At 49.8% G+C, this 21,939-nt stretch carries 20 protein-coding genes and 1 tRNA gene; 16 read left to right on the top strand and 5 right to left on the bottom strand.

The annotated features are described in order from the left end of the window. The first annotated feature begins 98 nt into the window (after window positions 1-98). The 13 genes from J2S00_RS01825 (at window position 99) to J2S00_RS01765 (ending at window position 14,930) form a co-directional block, all read left to right on the top strand. Window positions 99-833, top strand: a complete 735-nt coding sequence (locus tag J2S00_RS01825) for a YetF domain-containing protein (protein ID WP_307334806.1) — start codon at window positions 99-101, stop codon at window positions 831-833. Window positions 834-1,110: 277 nt separating this feature from the next. Next, the gene (gene pyrR / locus J2S00_RS01820; RefSeq protein WP_307334804.1) at window positions 1,111-1,656 is read left to right on the top strand and encodes a bifunctional pyr operon transcriptional regulator/uracil phosphoribosyltransferase PyrR; all 546 of its coding nucleotides are present in this window, start codon (window positions 1,111-1,113) and stop codon (window positions 1,654-1,656) included. Between the two features lie 93 nt (window positions 1,657-1,749). Beyond that, window positions 1,750-3,000, top strand: a complete 1,251-nt coding sequence (locus tag J2S00_RS01815) for a solute carrier family 23 protein (RefSeq protein WP_307335214.1) — start codon at window positions 1,750-1,752, stop codon at window positions 2,998-3,000. A 310-nt stretch (window positions 3,001-3,310) separates the two neighbouring features. Continuing rightward, window positions 3,311-4,285, top strand: coding sequence for an aspartate carbamoyltransferase catalytic subunit (locus tag J2S00_RS01810; protein WP_370875807.1), 975 nt, complete (start codon window positions 3,311-3,313; stop codon window positions 4,283-4,285). Then, a complete protein-coding gene (gene pyrC / locus J2S00_RS01805) occupies window positions 4,251-5,537 on the top strand; it encodes a dihydroorotase (protein ID WP_307334801.1) in 1,287 nt (428 codons plus the stop codon). Before J2S00_RS01810 ends, pyrC begins: the two co-directional genes overlap by 35 nt. A gap of 35 nt (window positions 5,538-5,572) precedes the next feature. Continuing rightward, a complete protein-coding gene (locus tag J2S00_RS01800) occupies window positions 5,573-6,697 on the top strand; it encodes a carbamoyl phosphate synthase small subunit (protein WP_307334799.1) in 1,125 nt (374 codons plus the stop codon). Continuing rightward, on the top strand, window positions 6,687-9,911 hold the full coding sequence (gene carB, locus J2S00_RS01795) for a carbamoyl-phosphate synthase large subunit (RefSeq protein WP_307334797.1): 3,225 nt from the start codon (window positions 6,687-6,689) through the stop codon (window positions 9,909-9,911). The genes J2S00_RS01800 and carB overlap by 11 nt, the downstream gene beginning before the upstream one ends. After that, a complete protein-coding gene (locus J2S00_RS01790; protein ID WP_307334795.1) occupies window positions 9,904-10,731 on the top strand; it encodes a dihydroorotate dehydrogenase electron transfer subunit in 828 nt (275 codons plus the stop codon). The genes carB and J2S00_RS01790 overlap by 8 nt, the downstream gene beginning before the upstream one ends. Further along, window positions 10,728-11,672, top strand: coding sequence for a dihydroorotate dehydrogenase (locus tag J2S00_RS01785; RefSeq protein ID WP_307334793.1), 945 nt, complete (start codon window positions 10,728-10,730; stop codon window positions 11,670-11,672). The genes J2S00_RS01790 and J2S00_RS01785 overlap by 4 nt, the downstream gene beginning before the upstream one ends. Further along, window positions 11,653-12,375: an orotidine-5'-phosphate decarboxylase gene (pyrF, locus tag J2S00_RS01780; RefSeq protein ID WP_307334791.1), complete on the top strand. Its 723-nt coding sequence runs from the start codon at window positions 11,653-11,655 to the stop codon at window positions 12,373-12,375. Before J2S00_RS01785 ends, pyrF begins: the two co-directional genes overlap by 20 nt. 1 nt (window position 12,376) lies before the next feature. Next, window positions 12,377-13,006 (top strand): orotate phosphoribosyltransferase, encoded by a 630-nt coding sequence (gene pyrE / locus J2S00_RS01775; protein ID WP_307334790.1) that lies wholly within the window; start codon window positions 12,377-12,379, stop codon window positions 13,004-13,006. An 89-nt stretch (window positions 13,007-13,095) separates the two neighbouring features. Continuing rightward, window positions 13,096-14,364 carry a CapA family protein gene (locus J2S00_RS01770; protein ID WP_307334788.1) on the top strand — a complete coding sequence of 423 codons (1,269 nt, stop codon included), beginning with the start codon at window positions 13,096-13,098 and terminating at the stop codon, window positions 14,362-14,364. Window positions 14,365-14,390: 26 nt separating this feature from the next. Then, the gene (locus J2S00_RS01765) at window positions 14,391-14,930 is read left to right on the top strand and encodes a DUF84 family protein (RefSeq protein WP_307334786.1); all 540 of its coding nucleotides are present in this window, start codon (window positions 14,391-14,393) and stop codon (window positions 14,928-14,930) included. A gap of 11 nt (window positions 14,931-14,941) precedes the next feature. Here J2S00_RS01765 and J2S00_RS01760 read toward each other — a convergent pair. Together J2S00_RS01760 and J2S00_RS01755 are read right to left on the bottom strand one after the other, a co-directional pair. After that, window positions 14,942-15,034, bottom strand: a tRNA-Ser gene (locus J2S00_RS01760). 249 nt (window positions 15,035-15,283) lie between these two features. After that, window positions 15,284-16,810, bottom strand: coding sequence for a carboxypeptidase M32 (locus tag J2S00_RS01755; RefSeq protein WP_307334784.1), 1,527 nt, complete (start codon window positions 16,808-16,810; stop codon window positions 15,284-15,286). A 131-nt stretch (window positions 16,811-16,941) separates the two neighbouring features. On the opposite strand from J2S00_RS01755, the gene J2S00_RS01750 reads away from it, so the two are divergent. From J2S00_RS01750 to J2S00_RS01740, 3 genes are read left to right on the top strand one after another with little or no spacing between them, the layout of a single operon-like run. Continuing rightward, complete coding sequence (locus tag J2S00_RS01750; protein ID WP_307334782.1) at window positions 16,942-17,319, top strand: DUF3054 domain-containing protein; 378 nt, start codon at window positions 16,942-16,944, stop codon at window positions 17,317-17,319. Window positions 17,320-17,349: 30 nt separating this feature from the next. After that, window positions 17,350-18,780, top strand: a complete 1,431-nt coding sequence (locus tag J2S00_RS01745) for a nicotinate phosphoribosyltransferase (RefSeq protein ID WP_307335212.1) — start codon at window positions 17,350-17,352, stop codon at window positions 18,778-18,780. Window positions 18,781-18,838: 58 nt separating this feature from the next. After that, window positions 18,839-19,159, top strand: coding sequence for an SCP2 sterol-binding domain-containing protein (locus tag J2S00_RS01740; protein WP_307334780.1), 321 nt, complete (start codon window positions 18,839-18,841; stop codon window positions 19,157-19,159). A 46-nt stretch (window positions 19,160-19,205) separates the two neighbouring features. Here J2S00_RS01740 and ligD (J2S00_RS01735) read toward each other — a convergent pair whose 3' ends face one another. Genes ligD (J2S00_RS01735) through ku form a run of 3 tightly spaced genes read right to left on the bottom strand, consistent with a single transcriptional unit; the run spans window position 19,206 to window position 21,885 of the window. Next, entirely contained in the window at window positions 19,206-20,129 is a 924-nt protein-coding gene (ligD, locus tag J2S00_RS01735) for a non-homologous end-joining DNA ligase (protein WP_307334778.1), read from the bottom strand. Next, entirely contained in the window at window positions 20,090-21,076 is a 987-nt protein-coding gene (gene ligD, locus J2S00_RS01730) for a non-homologous end-joining DNA ligase (RefSeq protein ID WP_307334776.1), read from the bottom strand. Before ligD (J2S00_RS01730) ends, ligD (J2S00_RS01735) begins: the two co-directional genes overlap by 40 nt. Next, window positions 21,073-21,885 carry a non-homologous end joining protein Ku gene (gene ku / locus J2S00_RS01725; RefSeq protein ID WP_307334774.1) on the bottom strand — a complete coding sequence of 271 codons (813 nt, stop codon included), beginning with the start codon at window positions 21,883-21,885 and terminating at the stop codon, window positions 21,073-21,075. Before ku ends, ligD (J2S00_RS01730) begins: the two co-directional genes overlap by 4 nt. Window positions 21,886-21,939: the final 54 nt, after the last annotated feature.

Here is a 21,939-nt window from a genome sequence, read left to right as displayed (position 1 = left end):
GTCTCTATTTGCAATTTGGCTATGTATATTGAGCAATGTTCAACACATGATAAAAAGCAAGCAGGTCTTTAAATCACGATTAATGGGGGTTAGCTGTCATGTTTGAGTTTTGGACAGGCTCGGAACAGTTGCCTGTTTGGGGCTTTCTGGTCAGAGCCCTGATTGTCTATGTGTACACGTTTGTTATCCTGAAAATCTTGGGTCAACGGTCGATTGGTACCATCCATCCCCTTGACTTTTTATTTGGCGTGATTATCGGGGATGTGCTTGGTGAGCCGTTGTCTACCGGTAATGTGCCCTTGGGAGGCCCTTTAGCGGCTGCCTCACTGATTGCAGGTCTCCATCTGTTCTTGTCTTATATTGCCCTTCATGCTCCTAAATTCCGCCGGGTCGTCGAGGATGAACCGATTATCTTAATTGAACATGGCAAAATTTTGCCTGAACAGCTAAAGAAAACCAAAATCACCGTTGAATCTTTGTTAATGGACTTGCGCTTGCGGAACGCGATTGATCTGACTGAGGTGGACTACGCCATCCTGGAATCCAACGGGGAGATCAGCGTGATTAAAAAGAGTGAATACCAGTCAGCGACTGTCAGCGATGTGAAGCCAGTCCCTCTGCCACCTAAAGGCTATCCTACAGTGTTAATTCTAGATGGGAAAATTGTCCATCCCAACCTGAAGAAGGTGGGAAATGAAACTTGGCTTGTGGATCAGCTAAGACAAAGGGGTTATCAGCATCCGGAAGAGGTGTTCCTGATGACCATGGATGAAGGAGGAAAAATTTATATCAGTCCCAAACACATCAAAAGGGGCCAAGTCGCATTGACATAATCAAGGGAGTGTGCCATAATAACTTAATAATAAAGCCGCATATCTATTCGACCTTTAATTCAGTCCCGAGAGGCTGGAAAGGTGACAGGGGACAGTGCCGTTTCACTGTCCAAGGTGTGGTCATCATATCCGCTGTTTAACCCCCCTAATCATGGATGATCGTGAATACAAAGTGGCCGGATATGATGTCAATATACCGCTTCTATGCCTTTCTAAGTCTCTTGTGATGCACAAGAGACTTTTTTAATGCCTGCAGAATGACAAGGAGGATTGGAAGATGTCCAAAGCACGGGTGCTTATGGATAAAGATGCGATTCGCCGGGCGCTGACCCGCATAGCCCATGAAATTATTGAGCGCAATAAGGGCGTGAACGATTGTATCTTGGTGGGCATCAAGACAAGAGGGGTTCATCTGGCTCAGCGTTTGGCAGAAAAGATTGAGCAGATTGAGCAAGTTCAGGTACCGGTAGGTGAATTGGACATTACCCTTTACCGGGACGACTTGAGCTACAAAAGTGAAGATGAACAACCTTTGTACAAAGGAAGCAACCTGCCAGGGGATATTACGGGAAAAATCGTTATTTTGGTTGATGATGTGCTCTATACGGGGCGGACGGTGCGCGCCGCACTGGATGCCCTGATCGACCAGGGGCGTCCTGACCGTATTCAGCTGGCCGTATTGGTTGACCGGGGCCACAGAGAACTGCCCATCCGTCCCGATTTTGTAGGTAAAAACGTACCGACATCTAAAGAGGAGCTCATCGCGGTTCAAGTTGAGGAAGTGGATGAAGTGGATCAAGTTCAAATCAGGCAAGAATCATAAAGGAGCTACAGGCGACGGAACTTCAACTTATACCGTTCATAACGCTGCGTGAAAGGGAAAGGAGTTACCACATTGGAAGAGAGTAAACAGACAATGGTCATGGATGTGCATGATGTACCGCCGGGCCACCGGTGGCTGATGCTTAGTTTACAGCATTTATTTGCTATGTTTGGCGCTACGATTCTGGTTCCTTACTTAATCGACGGGATAGAGCCTGCCGTCGCTTTGATGACCAGCGGGCTGGGAACATTAGCTTACCTCTTGATTACCCGTGGACAAATACCGGCTTACTTAGGGTCTTCCTTTGCCTTTATCGCCCCGCTTATTGCCGTCATTGGTGCTGACGGGCCCGAAGCGGCCATGTTTGGCAGCTTTCTGGCAGGGGTGGTCTACGGGCTTGTGGCCTTGTTTATTCACTACCTGGGGGTGGATTGGCTGAAGCGGATGCTGCCTCCGGTTGTCGTGGGACCGGTCATTATTGTAATCGGTTTAGGGCTGGCCAGCGTGGCCATTGACATGGCCATGACCATTCCCGGAACAGACGGAGAGTACAGCACCGTTCATTTCAGTGTTGCTTTGGTCACGTTGGCTGCGACTATCTTGGCCACCATCTTCTTTAGAGGGTTCTTTGGACTGATTCCCATTTTGATCGGCATTATCGTTGGTTATGTCTATGCTTTTGCCCTGGGCATGATCGATTTACAGTCCGTTCGAGATGCTAAATGGCTGGGAGTGCCGGATGGTCTTTTGATCCCCTTTGTCACCTATGATCCGGTCATTTCCTGGCTGGCCGTTGTAGTGATTGTCCCGGTTGCCTTTGTCACTTTGGCCGAACATATAGGAGACCAAATGGTGTTAAGCAAATTGATGGAACGGGATATTTTGAAGAAACCCGGTCTGCACCGCTCGATTCTCGGTGACGGCGTGGCCACCATGATAGCGTCTCTGCTTGGAGGACCGCCGAACACCACCTATGGAGAAAATATTGGTGTGCTGACTATCACCCGAGTATTCAGTTCTTTTGTGATCGGCGGGGCGGCCGTACTGGCCATCATGTTCGGCTTCAGTCCCAAAGTGAGTGAACTGATCAAATCGATTCCCACCAATGTGATGGGAGGCGTGGCCATCCTGCTGTTTGGGGTGATTGCCCTGCAAGGGATCCGCATGCTGGTTGACCAGCGCATTGATTTTGGCCAAAAACGAAACCTGGCCATTGCTTCTGTGATTCTCATTACAGGAGTCGGCGGTGCTTTTATCAACATCACCGCAAATGTGCAAGTGGCCGGCATGGCGCTGGCTGCCATCGTGGGTATTATTCTCAATCTCCTGTTGCCCGAATCATAAGGGAAAAAGAATAGAGACAGTACCTTTAAGAACAGTCCCGTGAGGCTGTTAAGGTGCGATTCTGATATCAGCTGGACAGAGAGCCGCAGGAGCATGTGCTGTGTGGCCGCATCCAGGCATAACAAGGGATGTCTGGGAGCAGCCAAGGTACGTCTGCACGTGCCCACTGAAGAGCGGTGTAGCTGAATCTGGTTGTATGAGCATCTTACTCCTCAAGGGTAAGATGCTTTTTTTAGTATAGATGCTTGTGACTAAAGGGTTTTCGATTACACTCTCAAAATTAGCCTTCAACAGGGGGAGGGGGCCAACAATGAATCATTTAACAGGGATTCAACACCTGGATAGTAGCCAACTGAATATGCTGTTGGACACGGCACAGCGGATGAAGGAAAGCGGTGAGGACTATGCAGGCAGCTTAGAAGGACAATGTGTAGCTAACCTGTTTTTTGAACCCAGTACCCGCACCCGTTTTTCATTCGAGGTGGCCGAAAAACGTTTAGGGGCCCATGTGCTTAATTTTCAAGAATCGGCATCGAGCAGGCAAAAGGGAGAGTCAATGTATGACACGTTGAAAACATTGGCAGCCATCGGTGTAAAAGCAGCAGTCATCCGCCATTCCCAAAACGGACTGATGGATGACTTGCAGGAACGGACCGGCTTGGCACTGATCAACGCCGGAACAGGCAATGAGGAACATCCGACACAGTGTTTGCTTGATCTGTTGACGATCAAACAAGAGTTTGGCTGCTTGCGGGGCTTGAAGGTCGCCATCGTGGGGGATATTCACCACAGCCGCGTGGCCCGCTCCAATTATTACGGCTTGACCAAGCTGGGTGCCAAAGTGTATTTTGCTGGCCCTGCTTGTCTCAATCAGACAGGTGCGGGCTGGGTGCCCCGTGGATGCTGGTATGATTTCGACGAGCTGCTGGAGGAGATGGATGTGATCATGATGCTCAGAATCCAGCATGAGCGTCATGAACAAACCTTGGCGATGAGCAAGGATGAATATCACCAGCAATATGGTCTGACAGAAGAAAGAGCACGGCGGATGAAAAGAGGGGCAATTATCATGCATCCTGCTCCTGTCAACCGGGATGTGGAACTGGCTTCAACCCTGGTGGAAGCACCCCAATCCCGCATTTTTAAGCAGATGGAAAATGGCGTCTACGTGCGCATGGCTGTGTTGTACCACTTGTTGTGTCCAGCAGCCCAGCGTCAAGAACAGCCGGTCAATAAAGGAGGAGAGCGACATGGGACTTTTGTTAAAGCAGGCTTATATGCTTAATCACAGCGGAGAGCAGATTGTTGGTGACATTCTCGTTGAAAACGGCAAAATAACCGCCCTTGAGGAGCAGATTGCCGATCGGGGGCATCGGGAGATCAATTGCCGCAACAAGTGGGTGTTTCCCGGTTTCATCGATGTTCATGTGCACTTAAGGGAGCCGGGATTTGAAGCAAAGGAAACAATCGAGTCGGGCACGCGTGCGGCAGCCAGAGGGGGGTTTACCACTATTTTTTGCATGCCCAATACCAACCCTCCTTTGGACCAGCCTGAATTAATCAAACAGGTGTTGAACACGGCCGTCAGAGAGGGTGTAGTCCATGTCCATCCCATTGCCGCTATCACCAAGCACCAACAGGGAGAGGAGCTGACAGACTTCTTTGCTTTGAAGGAAGCAGGTGCGGCGGCCTTGTCTGACGACGGGGTGGGCGTTCAGTCCAGCCATATGATGAAACAGGCAATGATCAAAGCCAAATTGCTAGGTTTGCCTATTGTGGCCCATTGTGAAGATGACACCCTGGCCGCAGGCGGCGTTGTTCATGAGGGCGCCTTCAGCCAGCGGCACGGTTTGCCAGGGATTCCCTCCGACTCTGAATACATTCATGTCGGCCGCGACATTTTGCTGGCTGAGGAAACAGGAGCCCGGTACCATGTCTGTCACATCAGCGCCAAAGAATCAGTCCGTCTGGTTCGGGAAGGCAAGCAGCGAGGGGTCAAAGTAACGGCTGAAGTGGCCCCCCACCACCTCTTGTTGTGCGATGAGGATATCCCTGGTCCGGATCCTAACTTTAAAATGAATCCCCCCTTGCGTTCCAAAACGGACCAGCAAGCTGTAGTGAAGGGACTGGTTGACGGAACCATTGACGTGATCGCTACTGATCACGCCCCGCATACAGAGGAGGAAAAAGCCCAGGGGATGCTCAAAGCCCCCTTTGGCATTGTTGGCTTGGAAACGGCATTCCCCCTTTTGTATACCCATCTGGTTAAAACAGGCATATTGTCCCTGGCCCAGCTGGTTGAGAAAATGACGGTTAAACCCGCCGAAATCTTCGGGTTGAACAAAGGCAGGCTGGGGATTGGAGCTGATGCCGATTTGACCGTTGTTGACCTGGACTTGGAGCAGCCGATCCGGCCGGAACATTTTCTGTCCAAAGGGCGCAACACACCCTTTGCCGGTTGGATCTGCCATGGATGGCCTATCGCCACCATCGTTAACGGAACAGTGGTGTGGCAAGCACAGGCAAGCATGGTTTAACTGCGATTCAGGAGATGAGGAGAGGAGTTCAGCTTATGACCCAAAACAAACCGGCTTATTTGCTGCTTGAAGATGGAACGGAGTTTGCAGGCCAAAGTTTTGGCGCAGAAAAGGAAGTGGTTGGCGAGGTTGTATTTAATACAGGAATGACCGGTTACCAGGAAGTTTTGTCTGATCCCTCCTATTGTGGGCAGATGATCACCTTTACCTACCCTTTAATCGGTAATTACGGCATTAACCGGGATGATTTTGAGGCGCTCAATCCACATCTGGAAGCTCTGATTGTGAAAGAGCATTGTACCGCTCCCAGTCACTGGCGCCAAGCGTTAACCCTGGATGAACTGTTGAAGGAGAAAAATATTCCGGGGATCTACGGGGTGGATACCCGGGCTTTAACCAGACGCCTGCGCATGTTTGGCACCATGAAAGGGATGCTGATCATCGGCCGGGAGCCTAGAGCGGAAGATCATACCCGTCTGGGGCAGCTGATCTTGCCCCGGGACCAGGTGGCCCGTGTCTCCACGCCAAACCCATACCATTGTCCGGGAAGCGGGAAGCGGGTCGTTGTGCTTGACTTTGGTGTCAAGGCGGGGATTCTGCGGGAGTTGACCAAGCGGCAGTGTGACATCCGGGTCGTGCCGTATGATGCCACAGCTGAAGACATCTTGCGTTTAAAACCGGATGGGGTTCTGCTCTCCAATGGGCCTGGAGATCCCCAGGATGTCCGTCAGGCTCCGCACACGATTAAGGCCCTTCTTGGCCAGGTGCCCATTTTCGGCATTTGTCTCGGTCATCAGCTGTTAGCCTTGGCCTGCGGTGCCACCACTGAAAAAATGGTGTTCGGGCACCGGGGAAGCAACCATCCTGTCCAACATGCCGAGAGCAAACAAACCTTCATATCCGCCCAAAATCACGGCTATACTGTTGCAGCTGAATCGTTAGCAGGGACAGGATTAAAAGTGACTTTCATCAATGTGAACGACCGGACCGTTGAAGGACTGGCCCACGACTCCCTGCCCGCTTTCTCGGTCCAATTCCATCCCGAAGCGTCGCCAGGGCCCTATGACACCCGCTATTTATTCGATCAGTTTATGGAGATGATGGAGGCATTTAAGGTCAGCAAGAACAGCAAGAAGGGGGCAATCAGTTATGCCACGTAGCGAAGATATCAAGAAAATCATGGTGATCGGTTCCGGGCCGATTGTGATTGGCCAAGCCGCAGAATTTGACTACGCCGGTACCCAAGCCTGTCAAGCGTTAAAAGAAGAAGGTTACGAGGTGGTTCTGGTTAACAGTAACCCGGCCACGATTATGACGGATACCAACATGGTTGACAAAGTTTATATTGAACCGCTCACCCTGGAATTTGTCTCCCGTATCATCCGCCAAGAGAAGCCGGATGGCTTGCTACCCACACTGGGAGGACAGACAGGTTTAAATCTGGCTGTGGAACTGGCCCAATCCGGCGTGTTGGAAGAGGCAGACGTAAAGCTGCTGGGAACCAATTTGGCAGCGATACAGCAGGCCGAAGACCGGGAACAATTCAGAGCCCTGATGCAAAAAATTGGTGAGCCCATCCCGGAAAGTGCCATTATCCACTCCCTGGAAGAAGCGGAAGCGTTTGTGCAAGAAATCGGCTATCCAGTGATTATCCGGCCGGCTTACACCCTGGGTGGAACGGGAGGAGGCATTGCTCAAGACGATGCCAGTTTGATGGAGATTGTTTCCAGTGGTCTGAAATACTCGCCGGTTGGCCAATGCCTGATTGAGAAGAGCATCGCCGGCTATAAGGAGATCGAATATGAAGTGATGCGCGATGCTTCAGGCACTTGCGTTACGGTCTGTAACATGGAAAACATTGATCCGGTAGGGATTCATACGGGAGACAGTATTGTCGTAGCGCCCAGCCAGACGCTGTCTGACCGGGATTACCAAATGCTACGCAGCTCTGCCTTGAATATTATTTCCGCCTTAAAAATTGAAGGGGGCTGCAACGTTCAGTTTGCCCTTGATCCGCACAGTGATCAATATTACGTGATTGAAGTGAATCCCCGGGTCAGCCGCTCCTCTGCCTTGGCTTCCAAAGCGACCGGCTATCCCATTGCCAAACTGGCGGCCAAAATTGCAGTCGGATACCGCCTGCATGAATTGAAAAATCCGGTGACAGGACAAACATTTGCCAGTTTTGAACCGGCTCTTGACTATGTGGTCACTAAGATTCCCCGCTGGCCTTTCGACAAATTTGCTTCTGCCAACCGCAAGCTGGGCACCCAGATGAAAGCCACTGGGGAAGTGATGGCCATCGGCCGCACCCTTGAAGAATCCCTGTTAAAAGCCGTGCGCTCCTTGGAAATCGGGGCTTATCATCTGGAACTGGACACGCTGAAAACAGCCAGTGTGGACGAGCTGGAAGAAAAGTGCCGCCGGGCGGATGATGAGCGGATTTTTGCCGTAGCAGAAGCTTTCCGCCGCCAGATTGAGTTGGAAACGGTGGGGGAATGGACACAGATTGACCCCTTCTTCCTGTCCAAAATCAAGCAGCTGGTGGAGCTGGAACACCGTTTGCAGTACCAGCCTTTTGACCTTCCCCTGTTGCAGGAAGCCAAGCAAAAAGGGGTAACAGACCGTAAAATTGCCGAATTGTGGGGCAGTACGGAGCAAGAGGTGCGCCTGTTCAGACAACAAGCCGGCCTGAAGCCGGTCTATAAAATGGTGGATACTTGTGCGGCCGAGTTCGAGTCCGCTACACCTTACTACTACTCCACCTATGAGCAAGAGAACGAAGTGCCCAAGACGACAGGCAAGAAAATTGTGGTGCTTGGTTCAGGCCCGATCTGCATCGGCCAAGGCATTGAATTTGACTACTCCAGTGTTCATGCGGTGTGGGCCATTAAAGAAGCGGGCTATGAAGCGGTCATTATTAATAACAATCCGGAAACGGTCTCTACGGACTTTAATACTTCAGACAAATTGTATTTTGAACCCCTGTATGCGGAAGATGTGCTGCATGTCATTGAACAGGAGCAACCGGAAGGTGTCATTGTCCAGTTTGGGGGACAGACGGCCATCAACTTAGCTGAAGCGTTGGTTGAAGCCGGGGTGCGCATCTTGGGCACGGAGATGGAACAGATTGATACGGCAGAAGACCGGGAGAAGTTTGAACAGCTGTTGGAACGGCTCAATATCCCCCAACCGCCAGGGAAAACGGTCACCTCGGTTGAGGCAGCCGTTTCGGCAGCCGAGGAGCTGGGCTATCCGGTGCTGGTCCGCCCCTCCTATGTACTGGGCGGACGGGCGATGGAAATTGTCTATAATCAGGAAGAGCTGCTTACCTATATGGAAGAAGCGGTCAAAGTGACCCGCGATCACCCTGTCCTGATTGACCGCTACCTGTTGGGTAAAGAGGTGGAGGTGGATGCTGTCAGTGACGGACAGCATGTGCTCATACCCGGTATCATGGAACATATTGAACGGGCTGGTGTCCATTCTGGGGACTCCATTGCTGTCTACCCGCCCCAATCCCTGTCTGAAGAAACGAAACAGACGATTGTAGAAATGACCACCCAGCTGGCCAGGGGGCTGAAGATCAAAGGGATGCTGAACATCCAGTTTGTCTTGCATGAGGGGCAGGTTTATGTCCTGGAGGTCAATCCCCGGGCATCCCGCACCGTGCCCTTCCTGAGCAAAATCACCGGTGTGCCCATGGCTAACCTGGCTACCAAGGTGATTCTGGGTGCCACCTTACCCGAGCTGGGCTATGAGGGAGGTTACTGGCCTGAGGATCAGCTGGTCTCGGTCAAAGTGCCTGTCTTCTCCTTTGCCAAGTTGCGCCAGGTAGATATTCACCTTGGTCCGGAAATGAAATCCACAGGAGAAGTAATGGGCCGGGATGTTAACCTGGAAAAAGCCTTGTATAAAGGATTGTTGGCCGCAGGGATGGCCATCCCCTCCCAAGGTTCGGTCCTGTTCACTGTCGCTGATAAAGATAAAGATGAAGCCGTGACGCTGGCCCGCCGCTTCTCTCGCCTGGGCTTTGACCTGTTGGCCACAGAAGGAACGGCCCGACGCCTGCTGCAAGACGGGCTGCCTGTGACCATGGTCAATAAAGTGAATGAAGAAGGGCCTACTCTCTTGGACCGCATCCGCAAGGGTGAAGCCAGCTTCATCATCAATACCCTGACCAAGGGCAAACAGCCGGCACGGGATGGTTTCCGCATCAGACGGGAAGCGGTGGAAAACGGCGTGGTGGTGTTTACTTCCCTGGATACGGCGACAGCGATGCTGCAAGTGTTGGAATCGATCACCTTTTCCACCTTGCCCATGCCAGGTCTCAATCTATCCCAGCCTGAGAAAGAGGGCGTTATCCATGTCTGAAACTTTTACTCAACCGATGATGAACCGGCCCGGGGTTCCACAAGTGTCCTTATTGACCGTGACCTCCAACAGCCCCGTTGCCCGGCAAGTGTATCGGATGACACTTAAGGGAGACGGAGTGCAAGCGATGGTTGAGCCCGGCCAATTTGTGCATATCAAATGCGGCTCATCTGCTTCCCCTCTCTTAAGACGGCCGCTCAGCATTTGTGATGTGGACAGGAAAAAAAGGGAACTGACGATTATTTACCGGGTGGAAGGAGAGGGAACCAGGTATTTGTCCACCTTGCAGTCGGAGGATATGGTTGATGTACTCGGCCCGTTGGGAAACGGATTTCCACTGGGCAACAGAGATAAAGCTGACCGGGTTCTGATTGTGGGCGGGGGTGTAGGAGTCCCTCCTCTCTACTACCTGTCAAAGTGTCTCTCTAAGCGAGGCGCCCGGGTCACTCATATCCTTGGTTTCAACAGTCAGGAGGACAGTTTTTTGACTGATGATTTTCATCAGCTGGGGGAGACCTATGTCACCACCATGGATGGTAGTTTGGGACACAAAGGGATCGTGACCGACATCATGGCGCACTGGCCACCAGAGAGTTGGCAGGCGGTCTATGCCTGCGGCCCGCTGCCCATGCTTAAGGCCATTGAACAGCATATGGCAGGCGCTTATCAAACAGAAGTGTATCTCTCCTTGGAAAGACGCATGGGCTGCGGGATAGGTGCTTGCCTGGCTTGTGTCTGTCACACGCCGGACTCGGCAATATCCTACAAAAAAGTGTGCACGGACGGCCCCGTGTTTAAGTTAGGAGAGGTGATTTTATGACCACATCAGCTAAGCGACGTTTAGAGGTGCAGCTGGGCCCGGTTCGTTTAAAAAACCCGGTCATGCCTGCTTCCGGCTGCTTCGGGTTTGGACGGGAATACAGCCGGTTTTATGCCCTGGACCGCTTGGGGGCCATCGCTATAAAGGCGACCACAAAAGAGCCCAGATTCGGCAATCCAACTCCCCGTGTGGCCGAAACCCCGGCCGGCATGTTAAATGCCATCGGCCTGCAAAATCCGGGACTGGAGGCTGTGTTGGAGCAAGAGCTGCCCTGGCTGGCCCAGTTTGATGTCCCGGTCATCGCTAACATCGCTGGCTCAACAGTAGATGATTATGTTTATGTGGCTGAGAAGATCAGTACTGCTCCCAATGTGGCCGCCTTGGAGCTGAATATCTCTTGTCCCAATGTGAAGTGCGGGGGAATCGCCTTTGGCACTGACCCACACATTGCCGCCCAACTGACCAAGGCCGTAAAAGGAGTGTCCCAGGTGCCAGTTTTCGTGAAGTTGTCCCCTAATGTGAGCAACATTGTGGCCATCGCCACAGCTGTGGAAGAGGCAGGTGCCGATGGGCTGAGCATGATCAATACGCTGTTGGGCATGCGCATTGATTTAAAAACAAAACAGCCTATTCTGGCCAATGGGAGCGGCGGATTATCCGGGCCGGCGATTAAACCGGTAGCCATCCGCATGATTTATGAAGTCAGCCAGCATGTGTCAATTCCCATTATCGGCATGGGCGGCATCCAATCGGCCGAAGATGTCGTTGAATTTTTCCTGGCCGGGGCCTCCGCTGTGGCGATTGGCACAGCCAACTTTGTTGACCCGTATATTTGTCCCAAAATTATAGATGAGCTGCAGTCCTTGCTTGACCGGATGGGAGTTGAGTATATTCATGATTTAACGGGAATGGGGTGGAAACATGGGAGCGCGAAAGCTTAACCCGCTCATCGTGGCCTTAGATGTTGCTACTGGCGATCAGGCCCTTGATTTGGTTAAACGGATTAATGCCCCTGACATGTTTGTTAAAGTGGGCATGCAACTGTTTTATGCAGAAGGACCTGAACTGGTTCAAAAATTGAGAGAACGAGGGATCAACGTCTTTGTGGACCTAAAACTGCATGATATCCCCAACACAGTAAAAGGGGCTGCCCAATCTCTAGCCAAACTGGGGGTTAGCATGCTGACCGTCCACTGTGCCGGCGGACGGGCCATGCTGGAGGCGGTACAGGAAGGCGTGGAAGCAGGGTCTTCGGCAGCTGAACGACCGCTCATAGTTGGTGTAACCCAATTAACAAGCACCTCCGAGCAAATCCTGAATGAAGAGATTGGCATACCTGGAACTGTTGAAAAAGCGGTGCTCCATTATGCTATCTTAGCCCAATCATCCGGCATGGACGGTGTGGTCTGCGCAGCCAAAGAAGTGCCGCTTATTAAATCTACCTGTGGCACCTCATTTATCACGGTGACACCAGGTATTCGCCCGTTCGGCTGCGATAACCATGACCAGGCCAGAGTGGCCACACCGCGGGATGCACTGAGAATAGGCAGTGATTTCTTGGTTGTGGGAAGAGCCATCATCCAGGCTGAAGATCCAGTGGCAGCTTACCATAATATAATCAAAGAGATGAATGAGGTGAACTAACATGAAAGAAAAAATCGCCAGAGAGTTACTATCCATCGGTGCTGTCGAACTGAGTCCCCGCAAGCCCTTTATCTGGTCCTCCGGCATTGAATCGCCCATCTATTGCGATAATCGGTTGACGCTTTCTTATCCTAACTTAAGACAAGAGATCGCTGACGGTCTGGTTACGCTGATCAATGAACATTACAGCCAGCCTACTGCTATTGTAGGAACAGCCACAGCAGGCATTCCCCATGCTGCCTGGGTGGCTGAGCGAATGAACTTACCCATGGCATATGTCCGTTCCAAGGCTAAAAGCCACGGTAAACAAAATCAAATTGAGGGTGTAATTTCCCCTCAGGACAAAGTGGTTGTGGTGGAAGACTTAATCTCCACTGGCGGGAGTGCCTTGCGGGTGACTGAAGCGATCAGTCAGATTGGAGCGAAAGTACTGGGCGTGGTGGCCATTTTCTCCTATGAGTTGACACAGGCCAAACAAGCTTTCCAACAAGCAAATATTCCCTATGTCAGCTTAAGTGATTACCAAACCTTGCTTAAGGTGGCCAACGAAGAAGGGTTATTAACAGAATATGAATTATGTAAACTTAAAGAATGGAATCCACAGCTGCCCGTGTCACAAGGATCATGTTAAGATCCCGTTGACACGGGTTTCTGTATAAATTATGGACAGATTCTGCTATGATAAGAGAGAGAACAATCTGCTTATGGGAGTTAAATATTATGCGCTTGAAATGGTTTATTATTGCTTTCTGCATGGTTGTTTTGGCAACGGGGTGTTCCTTGTTTGAGCAAGAGAATACTCCTGGTGCCGAACAGCATGTTCAAGGGGAAACAGCAGAGCAAACCGGACAAATCCCAGCTGAACAACAGGCAGATGGTGCTGATGGGATTAATGAAAGCCCATCTGTCCCTCGAGAGCGGGAAGCACGATCAGTAGAGGAACTGCAGCTGATGGTTGTAGGGGATATTATGATGCATATGCCCCAAATCGAAGCGGGCAAAACGGCGGAGGGATACGACTTTTCTCCTTTTTTTGAAAAGGTTCAACCCGTTTTTGAGCAAGCTGACCTTGTTTTGGGCAATCTTGAAACCACCTTTGGGGGGCCTGAACGGGGCTACAGTGGTTATCCTTTATTCAGCGCCCCCGATGAGTTGGCTGAAGCCCTGAAACAGGCCGGTTTTGATGTGATCACCACGGCCAACAATCATTCCCTGGACAGTGGTCCACAAGGTCTCATTCGCACCATTGATACATTGGAAGCTGCCGGATTGCACGCTACTGGGACGTTTCGCTCCACAGAAGAACGGGCAGATGTCCTTGTCGTTGAGCACAATAATATCTCTGTGGCCGTTTTGGCTTACACTTACGGTACAAACGGCATTCCTCTTCCCGAGGGGAAAGAGTATCTGGTTAATTTGCTGAACGAGGAGGAAATGAAAACAGACATTAAGCGGGCTAAGCAGGAGGCAGATTTTGTCGCTGTCTGTATTCATTTTGGAGCTGAATATCAGTCTGATCCCAATGAAGAACAAATACAGTGGGTGGACAAACTGTTTGATTGGGGAGCCGATTTGATTTTTGGCAGCCATCCCCATGTTCTGCAACCTTATGAATTTCGGGAGTGGGTTCAAGACGGAACGTTCAGGCAAGGGGTGGTGATTTACTCCTTAGGCAACTTTATCTCCAATCAGAGGGAACATCCGCGGGATATCGGTGGTATATTGTCAGTTAATCTCACTAAAGTGGGGGATCAAGCACGGATAGAGGATGTTGATTTTATCCCCACCTATGTCCATCGTTATTGGCAGGACGGACAGCGGGCTTACCAGGTGCTGCCCATGAAGACCTTGGTGGAAGAACGCGCCTATCCCCAAATAAGTGAGGAGGATTACAACCAGCTGCACAACCGCTACCAACAAACGTTGGAACATGTCACACCTGCTGAAAAGATCATTAGAAGTGGCCCTGCCGAGTATTTAGAACATTAACGTCCTAGGCTGGGGAGAGCAGAACGATGATTGAGCACCCTTTACATATGGCTGTAGGCACCATATCCTCCAAAAAACTTGAATATCTTAACCTGACCCTGGGTCACCTCGGTTTGGAAGCTGAGCTTTACCCGGTCAATGTGAACAGCGGCGTATCTGAACAGCCCCTTTCCTCAGCAGAAACAAAAAAAGGCTCCCTTCTGCGAGCCAGACATGCCTTACAAGTTGTGAACAGGGCGAGTTGTGCCATTGGCATTGAGATCGGCTATGAACGAGACGAGCAAGGGCGCTACCATATTTTAGGATGGGCAACTATAATTGACCGTAAGGATAGACAAGTTGCTGCCCAGTCCCAGCCGTTCCTGCTGCCTCGTTACCACCACCAGATCTTAACTAAAGGGCTTCCCCTAGGGGAATTTGTGGATGACTATGTGCGCCAGAGCATGCCACACACTCAGCAGCAGTATATGGCCGCAATCATTCGTGACCGTAGACCGTTTATTAAGCAAGCCATTGAGGCTGCCCTGCTCCAATATGTAAACTATGGTCAATTTTTTGACAAATAAAAAACGATTAATGGCGGAGGAGGGGGGATTCGAACCCCCGCGACGCCATTCGGCGCCCTAGCGGTTTTCGAGACCGCCCCCTTCGGCCACTTGGGTACTCCTCCACTATCAATCAGTTTGCCTTGTGACAATCTATTATTATAGAGGATGAAGGCACATCTGGCAAGAGGGAATGAGTGACAACAGCCCTTTTTTAAACAGGCTCCCTCTTAAACAGGCTACCTCACCAGGGCAGGCATGATGAAGGAGCAAAGGTAAGCCAATGCCTGGATAACCGCTGCCAGTGGAAAAAAACCACTGGCACCAATAAATAGTGACATGGATAACCGGTTACTTCACACGTTGCTTGTTTGTTACAACTGATAGACTTTGCTGTATTTTTCTTCAAAGTAATCAATCAGGTATTTGGCGTTTAACTCTTCTCCGGTTACTTTTTTAATCAGCTCATTGGGCGTATACAGTTTGCCATACTGATGAATGTTCTCCCTTAACCACTCCCTGATGGGGAGAAACTCTCCGTTCTGCACCTTCTCATAAAAATCCGGCATGTCTTGGCGGATGGTGTGCAGGATTTGGGCTGCATACAGGTTGCCAAGAGAATAGGAAGGAAAATAACCAAAGCCGCCAAAAGACCAGTGCACGTCCTGGAGGACGCCCTGGGCATCATCGGGAGGAGTGATGCCTAGATATTCTTCCATCTTTTGATTCCAGACGGCGGGCAAGTCATCCACTTCAAGCTCACCCGCCATCAGCTCCTTTTCGATTTCATAGCGGATCATAATATGTAAGTTATACGTTAACTCATCTGCTTCCACGCGAATCAAGGATGGTTCCACTGTGTTGACAGCCCGGCCAAAATCCTCCACAGAAACATCTTGGAACTGCTCAGGGAAGAAGCGCTTTAAATCATCAAAGAAATAGGTCCAGAATTCAAAGCTGCGTCCCACCATGTTTTCCAGGAAGCGGGATTGAGACTCATGAATGCCCATCGAAGTGCCGCCGCACAAAATGGTTCCTTCAAACTCGGGGTTAACCCCCTGTTCATACAAGGCATGTCCGCATTCGTGGATGGTGCCGAATATCGCACTGCGCATATCGTTTTCCATATAGCGGGTGGTAATGCGCACATCGCCTGTGTTAAGACCAGTGGCAAAGGGATGGGCGCTCACATCCAGCCGTCCGGCTTCTAAATCATAACCCAGTTTGGGCAGGACAAATAAACTGAATGCTTCTTGTTGTTTAATATCAAACCGTTGGTGAAAGATCTCCGTACGCGGATGATTGCCTGAACTTTGAATGCGCTCCAATAAGTCTATCGTTTTTGTCCGCAAATCACCGAACAGTTGATCCAGTGTCTGAACCGTGAGACCAGGCTCATATTCATCAAGCAGCGCGTCATACGGATGATCTTTATAACCGTAATAATCAATAAACTTCTTATTAAAGTCAACGATTTTTTTGAGGGTCTCACGGAAAATAGAAAAATCTTTTTTTGTCTTGGCCTCTATCCAGACGTCTTGTGCTTGAGAGGTTAAGACCACATATGCCTGATACTCCTCTGGAGGTATTTGCTTTGACTTGTTGTAATGGCGTTTATATAACCTCACCTTGGCCCGCACTACTTCATCCAACTGAGCTTGGATGTCAGGATCACTTAATGTGTCTAAACATTTTCCCATCTCTGTGGATAACGAAAGTTGGAAAACTTCGGATGATAAGGTGCCGATCGCTTTGGACCGTAATGAGCGTCCTTTTTTGGGAGCGCCTGTATGCAAATCCCAGTTGGCCAGCGACAGCAGTTCCTTAAAGTGAGAAATTTTCTGATCCAGTTGCCCAAATGTTTCCAACGCTTTTTGCACATCGCCTTGACTCACGGCCAATTACCCCTTTCCTTCCAGGATATAGTTTCGGTTGTCAAAAGGTCACCTGTTCTAGTATAGCAAAAGGTGGAATCTGTTCTCAATTTATTGTACATTAGAAACGTCATCATATTTTCGGGGGAGTGGACATGTTGTCAGCTGCTCTAGTAGGGATTGGAGACGCCATAGTATTGTTGTTGTTTGTGTTTTTAGGTGGCATGGAGCACGGTATGACCGTGACCACCGGTTATGTACTCAGCACTGCCTGGCCTTTTCTCGTCACCTGGTTTGTGGTTGGTGGCGCTCTTGGGGTTTTCGGCCCCACTGTATTAAACCAGCCTAAACAAGCGTTTAAGACAGTGTCCTTGGCCTGGCTCTTGGCTGGTGTACTTGGTTTGGTCATCAGAGGTTTCTTAGAACAGGCTGTGCCGTCTTTGCCATTCATTCTGGTCACACTTGGCTTTAATTATGTTTTGTTGACTGGTTGGAGGGTGGCGCTGGCCTTTGTCCGCCATAAATGGAGCCACTAAATCTTGTACAAGGGAGCTTTGGGGGAAGTGATGAACAAAACGTTGTTAACTGATCTTTACCAGATCAATATGATGTATGCACACTTTAAAAATGGAAAGTTGAATCAACAAACGGTCTTTGACCTTTATTTCCGCAAGAACCCCAGTCAAAGCGGCTATGCCATCGCGGCAGGATTGGAGCAGGTTGTGGAATATATCTGCCAGCTGCGGTTTACTGACGAGGACATCGCCTATTTAAGGTCAGTGGAGCGTTATGATGAGGATTTTCTACAGTATTTAAAGCAATTAAGGTTTACGGGAGATCTCTATGCGGTGCCTGAAGGAACGGTTGTCTTTCCCCACGAGCCGCTGTTAAGGGTCAGGGCACCTATAGGGGAAGCCCAGCTCATTGAAACTGCCATTCTGAACATGATTAATCACCAGACCTTGATTGCCACCAAAGCCTCCCGGATTGTGGAGGCGGCCGGAGGGGGGCTGGTGATGGAATTCGGTTTGCGCCGGGCGCAAGGGCCTGATGCCGGGGTGTACGGTGCAAGGGCAGCATTTGTGGGAGGGGTCAAGGCCACGTCCAATGTGTTAGCGGGGAAAAAATTTGGCATTCCCATCAAAGGCACTCATTCCCATGCTTATGTACAAAGTTATCCGTCCGAGTATGACGCATTTCTAGATTTTGCCCGAACCTTTCCCCATAACTGCATTTTGCTGGTGGATACGTATGATACGTTAAACAGCGGGGTGCCCAATGCTATTAAAGTCTTTAAGAAAATGAAGGACGAGCTGGGGGATCAGTTCGTCCAGTTCGGCATCCGATTGGACAGCGGCGACCTGGCCTATTTGTCCAAAGCAGCCCGGAAAATGCTGGATGAGGCCGGTTTTGAAGAAGCACTGATTGTGGCTTCCAGCGACCTTGATGAATATTTGATCAGGGATTTGAGAGCGCAAGGCGCTCAAATTGATGCCTGGGGTGTAGGTACCAATTTAATCACATCCAAGGACTGCCCCGCCCTTGGTGGAGTGTATAAGCTGGTCGCTGAGGAAGAAGATGGCCGGTTGGTACCTAAAATTAAGGTAAGTGAAAACCCGCAAAAAATCACCAATCCTGGCTACAAAAAAGTAGTGCGTTTTTACGACCGGGATTCCAAACGGGCCCTGGTGGATTTAATCATGCTGGAAGAAGAGCCGATCCCAAGGAAAGCATTTATCGCTTTTGACCCTGTTAACACTTGGAAACGAAAAAAAGTGGAAAACTTTGAAACTAGGGAACTGCTTGTCCCCATTTTCAAAAATGGTGAACTTGTTTATGAGTTGCCTAAGTTAACCGAAATACAACGTTACGCCCAGCAAGAGAAAGAACGCTTTGCTCCTGAAATCAGGCGTTTGATCAATCCGCATGGTTACCACGTCGACCTCTCTCAAAAATTGTGGGAATTGAAGCATCGTCTGCTTTCAGAGGCTAAATAAACCGCAGCTCTTTTTCACCCTGTTCTTACTAGGGTCAATTCTAGAGGAGGGATAAGCGATGTCCGTCAAAGAGGTCTTGACTCGGTTAGTGGACAAAGCAAACGACAGTCCGGATAAGATTAAAAACATTAATGAAGTATTTCAATTTGAAATTAATGGACAACAGGTAGGCACCTTCCAAGTTAAAGTTAATGATGACAAAGTGGAAGTTGTGGAAGGAACACCATATGAAGCGGCCTGTGTGTTTGCCTTATCTGACGAACATTTTATCAGTTTGGCGGAGGGTAAGCTTAACCCCGCCATGGCTGTCATGACGGGGAAAGTAAAAATTAAGGGGGATATGTCCAAAGCACTTAAACTGCAAAACCTATTAAAGTGAACGGAGTCATATGTGAAAATGACCAAATACAAGGGATGAATCGTTCCTACACTTTTTGATGCGTATTGATCCACTCCAAAATGACATCAAACGGTTGGTTGTCCCGGGCCTTGTCAAAGGATTCAAAGGGGCAACCTTGTTTTTTAAGCCGGGTGGGGATGTTTTTCAGGGAAAATTGTTCGGGTCTTAAGCGGCTATCCACTTCATCCCAGTATAAAGGGGTGGCGACTAACGCTTCCGGATTGGCGCGGGGGGAATAAGGGGCAATAATGGTTTTGCCTGGCGCATGCTGAACATAGTCCACATACAGGCGGCCGCGCCGTTTTTTCTTTAAGCGTTCAATGGTGAACAGTCCCGGTTGCTCTGAGACCAGATAACGGGCCACAAACGAGGTGAACAAGCGCGTTTGGCCATAGGTGTAGGTTTTTTTTGGAATGGGAATGTACACTTGCAATCCTTTGTTGCCCGACGTTTTGATAAAAGAAGTAAGACCCAGTTTATCAAACAGCTTCTTCATGATCAATGCGGCCTTCACAGCGACATGAAACTGCTCCCTGTCAGGGGGATCCAAGTCAAACACAATTTCCGAGGGCTTGTCAGTCTCCACATGTTGAAAAGGAATGTGAAACTCCAGGGCCAGTTGATTGCCCAGCCAGATCAGGGTGGCTAAATTAGAACAAACAATGTAGTTTATCCCTTCATGGGTATCTGTCTGGATGAACTCAGGCGCATAAGCAGGGCAATTTTTTTGATAAAAGGATTCGCCTGTAATCCCGTGGGGATAACGGATGACGGTCAGGTGCCTGCCTCTCAGCCAGGGGAGCATATACTCTGCTGTATGTGATAAATAATACAGGTACGCCGATTTGTTTATGTCTCTGTCTGGCCAGACCAATTTATCCAGGCTGGTCAAATCAACTAAATAACCATCTAGGTTGACCGTCTGGCGCTGTTGATCAGCTTTAGCCATGTGCACTCCTCCCACTGAACATCCGTACGAAAACCGGCAAAACGGGGTTCCCGCAGCTGCTGTTTATAAACCTGTAAAAACTTGATATCCACGCATAGACTGGGCTCCATTGTGATCATGGACCGGGATTCGCCTGCTTTGTTCTGTTTGACGATCTCTACCAAAGCCCGGCGTTCAGTGTCACTTAAACCATGGGAAAATAAGCCCACCGGCTGTACCTCTTTATCCCGTAAGACGCCCACATGAAAATAGGCATTCTGTTTGTCGTAAGCGGTGATAAAGCAGGTGGCCAGTTTATAGTTTTTTACTTTGATCCAGTCGGTGGTGCGCTTTCCGCTCTGCCAGACGCTACAGCCCAGCTTGGCCACAATGCCTTCAGCATCTTCGGCCAGGACCAGTTCCCACAAGTGATCAGGCTGTTCATACACCTCTATCAAACGGAGAGAGGCATCTCTCGCACCGGGCTGGGACGGCAACAGAGGACCCAGCACCTGTTTCAGGTGTTCTTTTCTCTCAAGGTAGGGGCGGAAGCGGAGATCTTGATCTTGGTAATGCAGCAAATCAAAACAGATCAAGGTGGCCGGGTGTTTTTTTGCTGCACTGGCAATTTTTGGGAGAGAGCGGAAGCGGCCGCGCTGCTGGATTAAGCTGAAGTCCGCTCTGGCTGGGGAGGCCAGAATACACAACTCACCGTCCACAATGAGGGGAAGCTGATCTTTAAGTTGCGGAGTGAAGCGTAAGCAAGCATCCACAACCTCGGGAAAAAGCTCATTGTACAGCTTGCCGTTGCGGCTGACAATATGGATGCTGTCCACCGTCCAATACACCAGCGCCCGGTAACCGTCAAATTTAAGTTCGTACCGCCACTCTTCCCCGCGGGGAATGGTTGAGGATAACGCGGGCAGCATGGGCGAGAGGGAGGGAAGTGTGTGGGTGGAGGTGTTCATGATGTTTTAGCCTTCTTTTTGGTGGTGCGGCGGCGTTTGGTCTTTTTCTTGGTCTGCTCAATGCTTTCCTGCAGGGCATCCATCAAGCTCTTAATATCCGTTTCAGGCACTTCTTTGGCAATTTTGATTTCATCTCCGGTAATCTTGTTCTCAATGATCTCTTTTAGTTTGCTCCGGTATTCATCGGTGTACTGTTCAGGTTCAAACTCTGTTGTCAACTGGTCAATCAATTGTTTAGCCATGTTTAACTCTTTATCCTCAAGCTCCATTTCTGCTAGACCCGGAATATGCTCCACAGAGCGGATCTCATCAGGGTAATGGAGGGTTTCAATCACCAGTGCCCGCTGGTAGACCCGGATGGCGGCCAATTGTTCTTTGGCCCGTAAAATAAATTTGGCGATAGCCACCTTTTCTGTGTCCTCCATGGCCTGTTTTAAAAGGGCATAGGCTTTTTCTCCGTTTTCGGTGGGCCCCAGGTAATAGGAACGGTTAAAGTAAATGGGATCAATCTCTTTTAACTGGATGAAATCAATAATGTCAATCGTTTTGCTTTTGATGGCCGCTATGGCCTCCAGTTCTTCGTCACCGAGGACGACAAAGTGACCTTTATCATATTCATACCCTTTGACAATCTCTTCCTGGCTCACTTTTTCTTCGCAAACCGGACACACTTTATCATACTTGATGGGTGTATGGCATTCCTGATGCAACTGGCGCAGTTGGATTTGTTTATTATCCGTGGCTGCATAAAGTTTAATGGGAATATGCACCAAGCCGAAACTGATGGACCCCTTCCAGATAGTGTGCATGATCAAACGCTCCTTAACAGTTGTGGTTATCATTAGGGTCCCACTTGGTGTGCC

It is taken from the genome of Caldalkalibacillus uzonensis, from assembly GCF_030814135.1.
Lineage (GTDB): Bacteria > Bacillota > Bacilli > Caldalkalibacillales > Caldalkalibacillaceae > Caldalkalibacillus > Caldalkalibacillus uzonensis.
The sequence above is the reverse complement of the archived record's forward strand: the minus strand, read 5'-3'. Positions and strand labels throughout refer to the sequence as shown.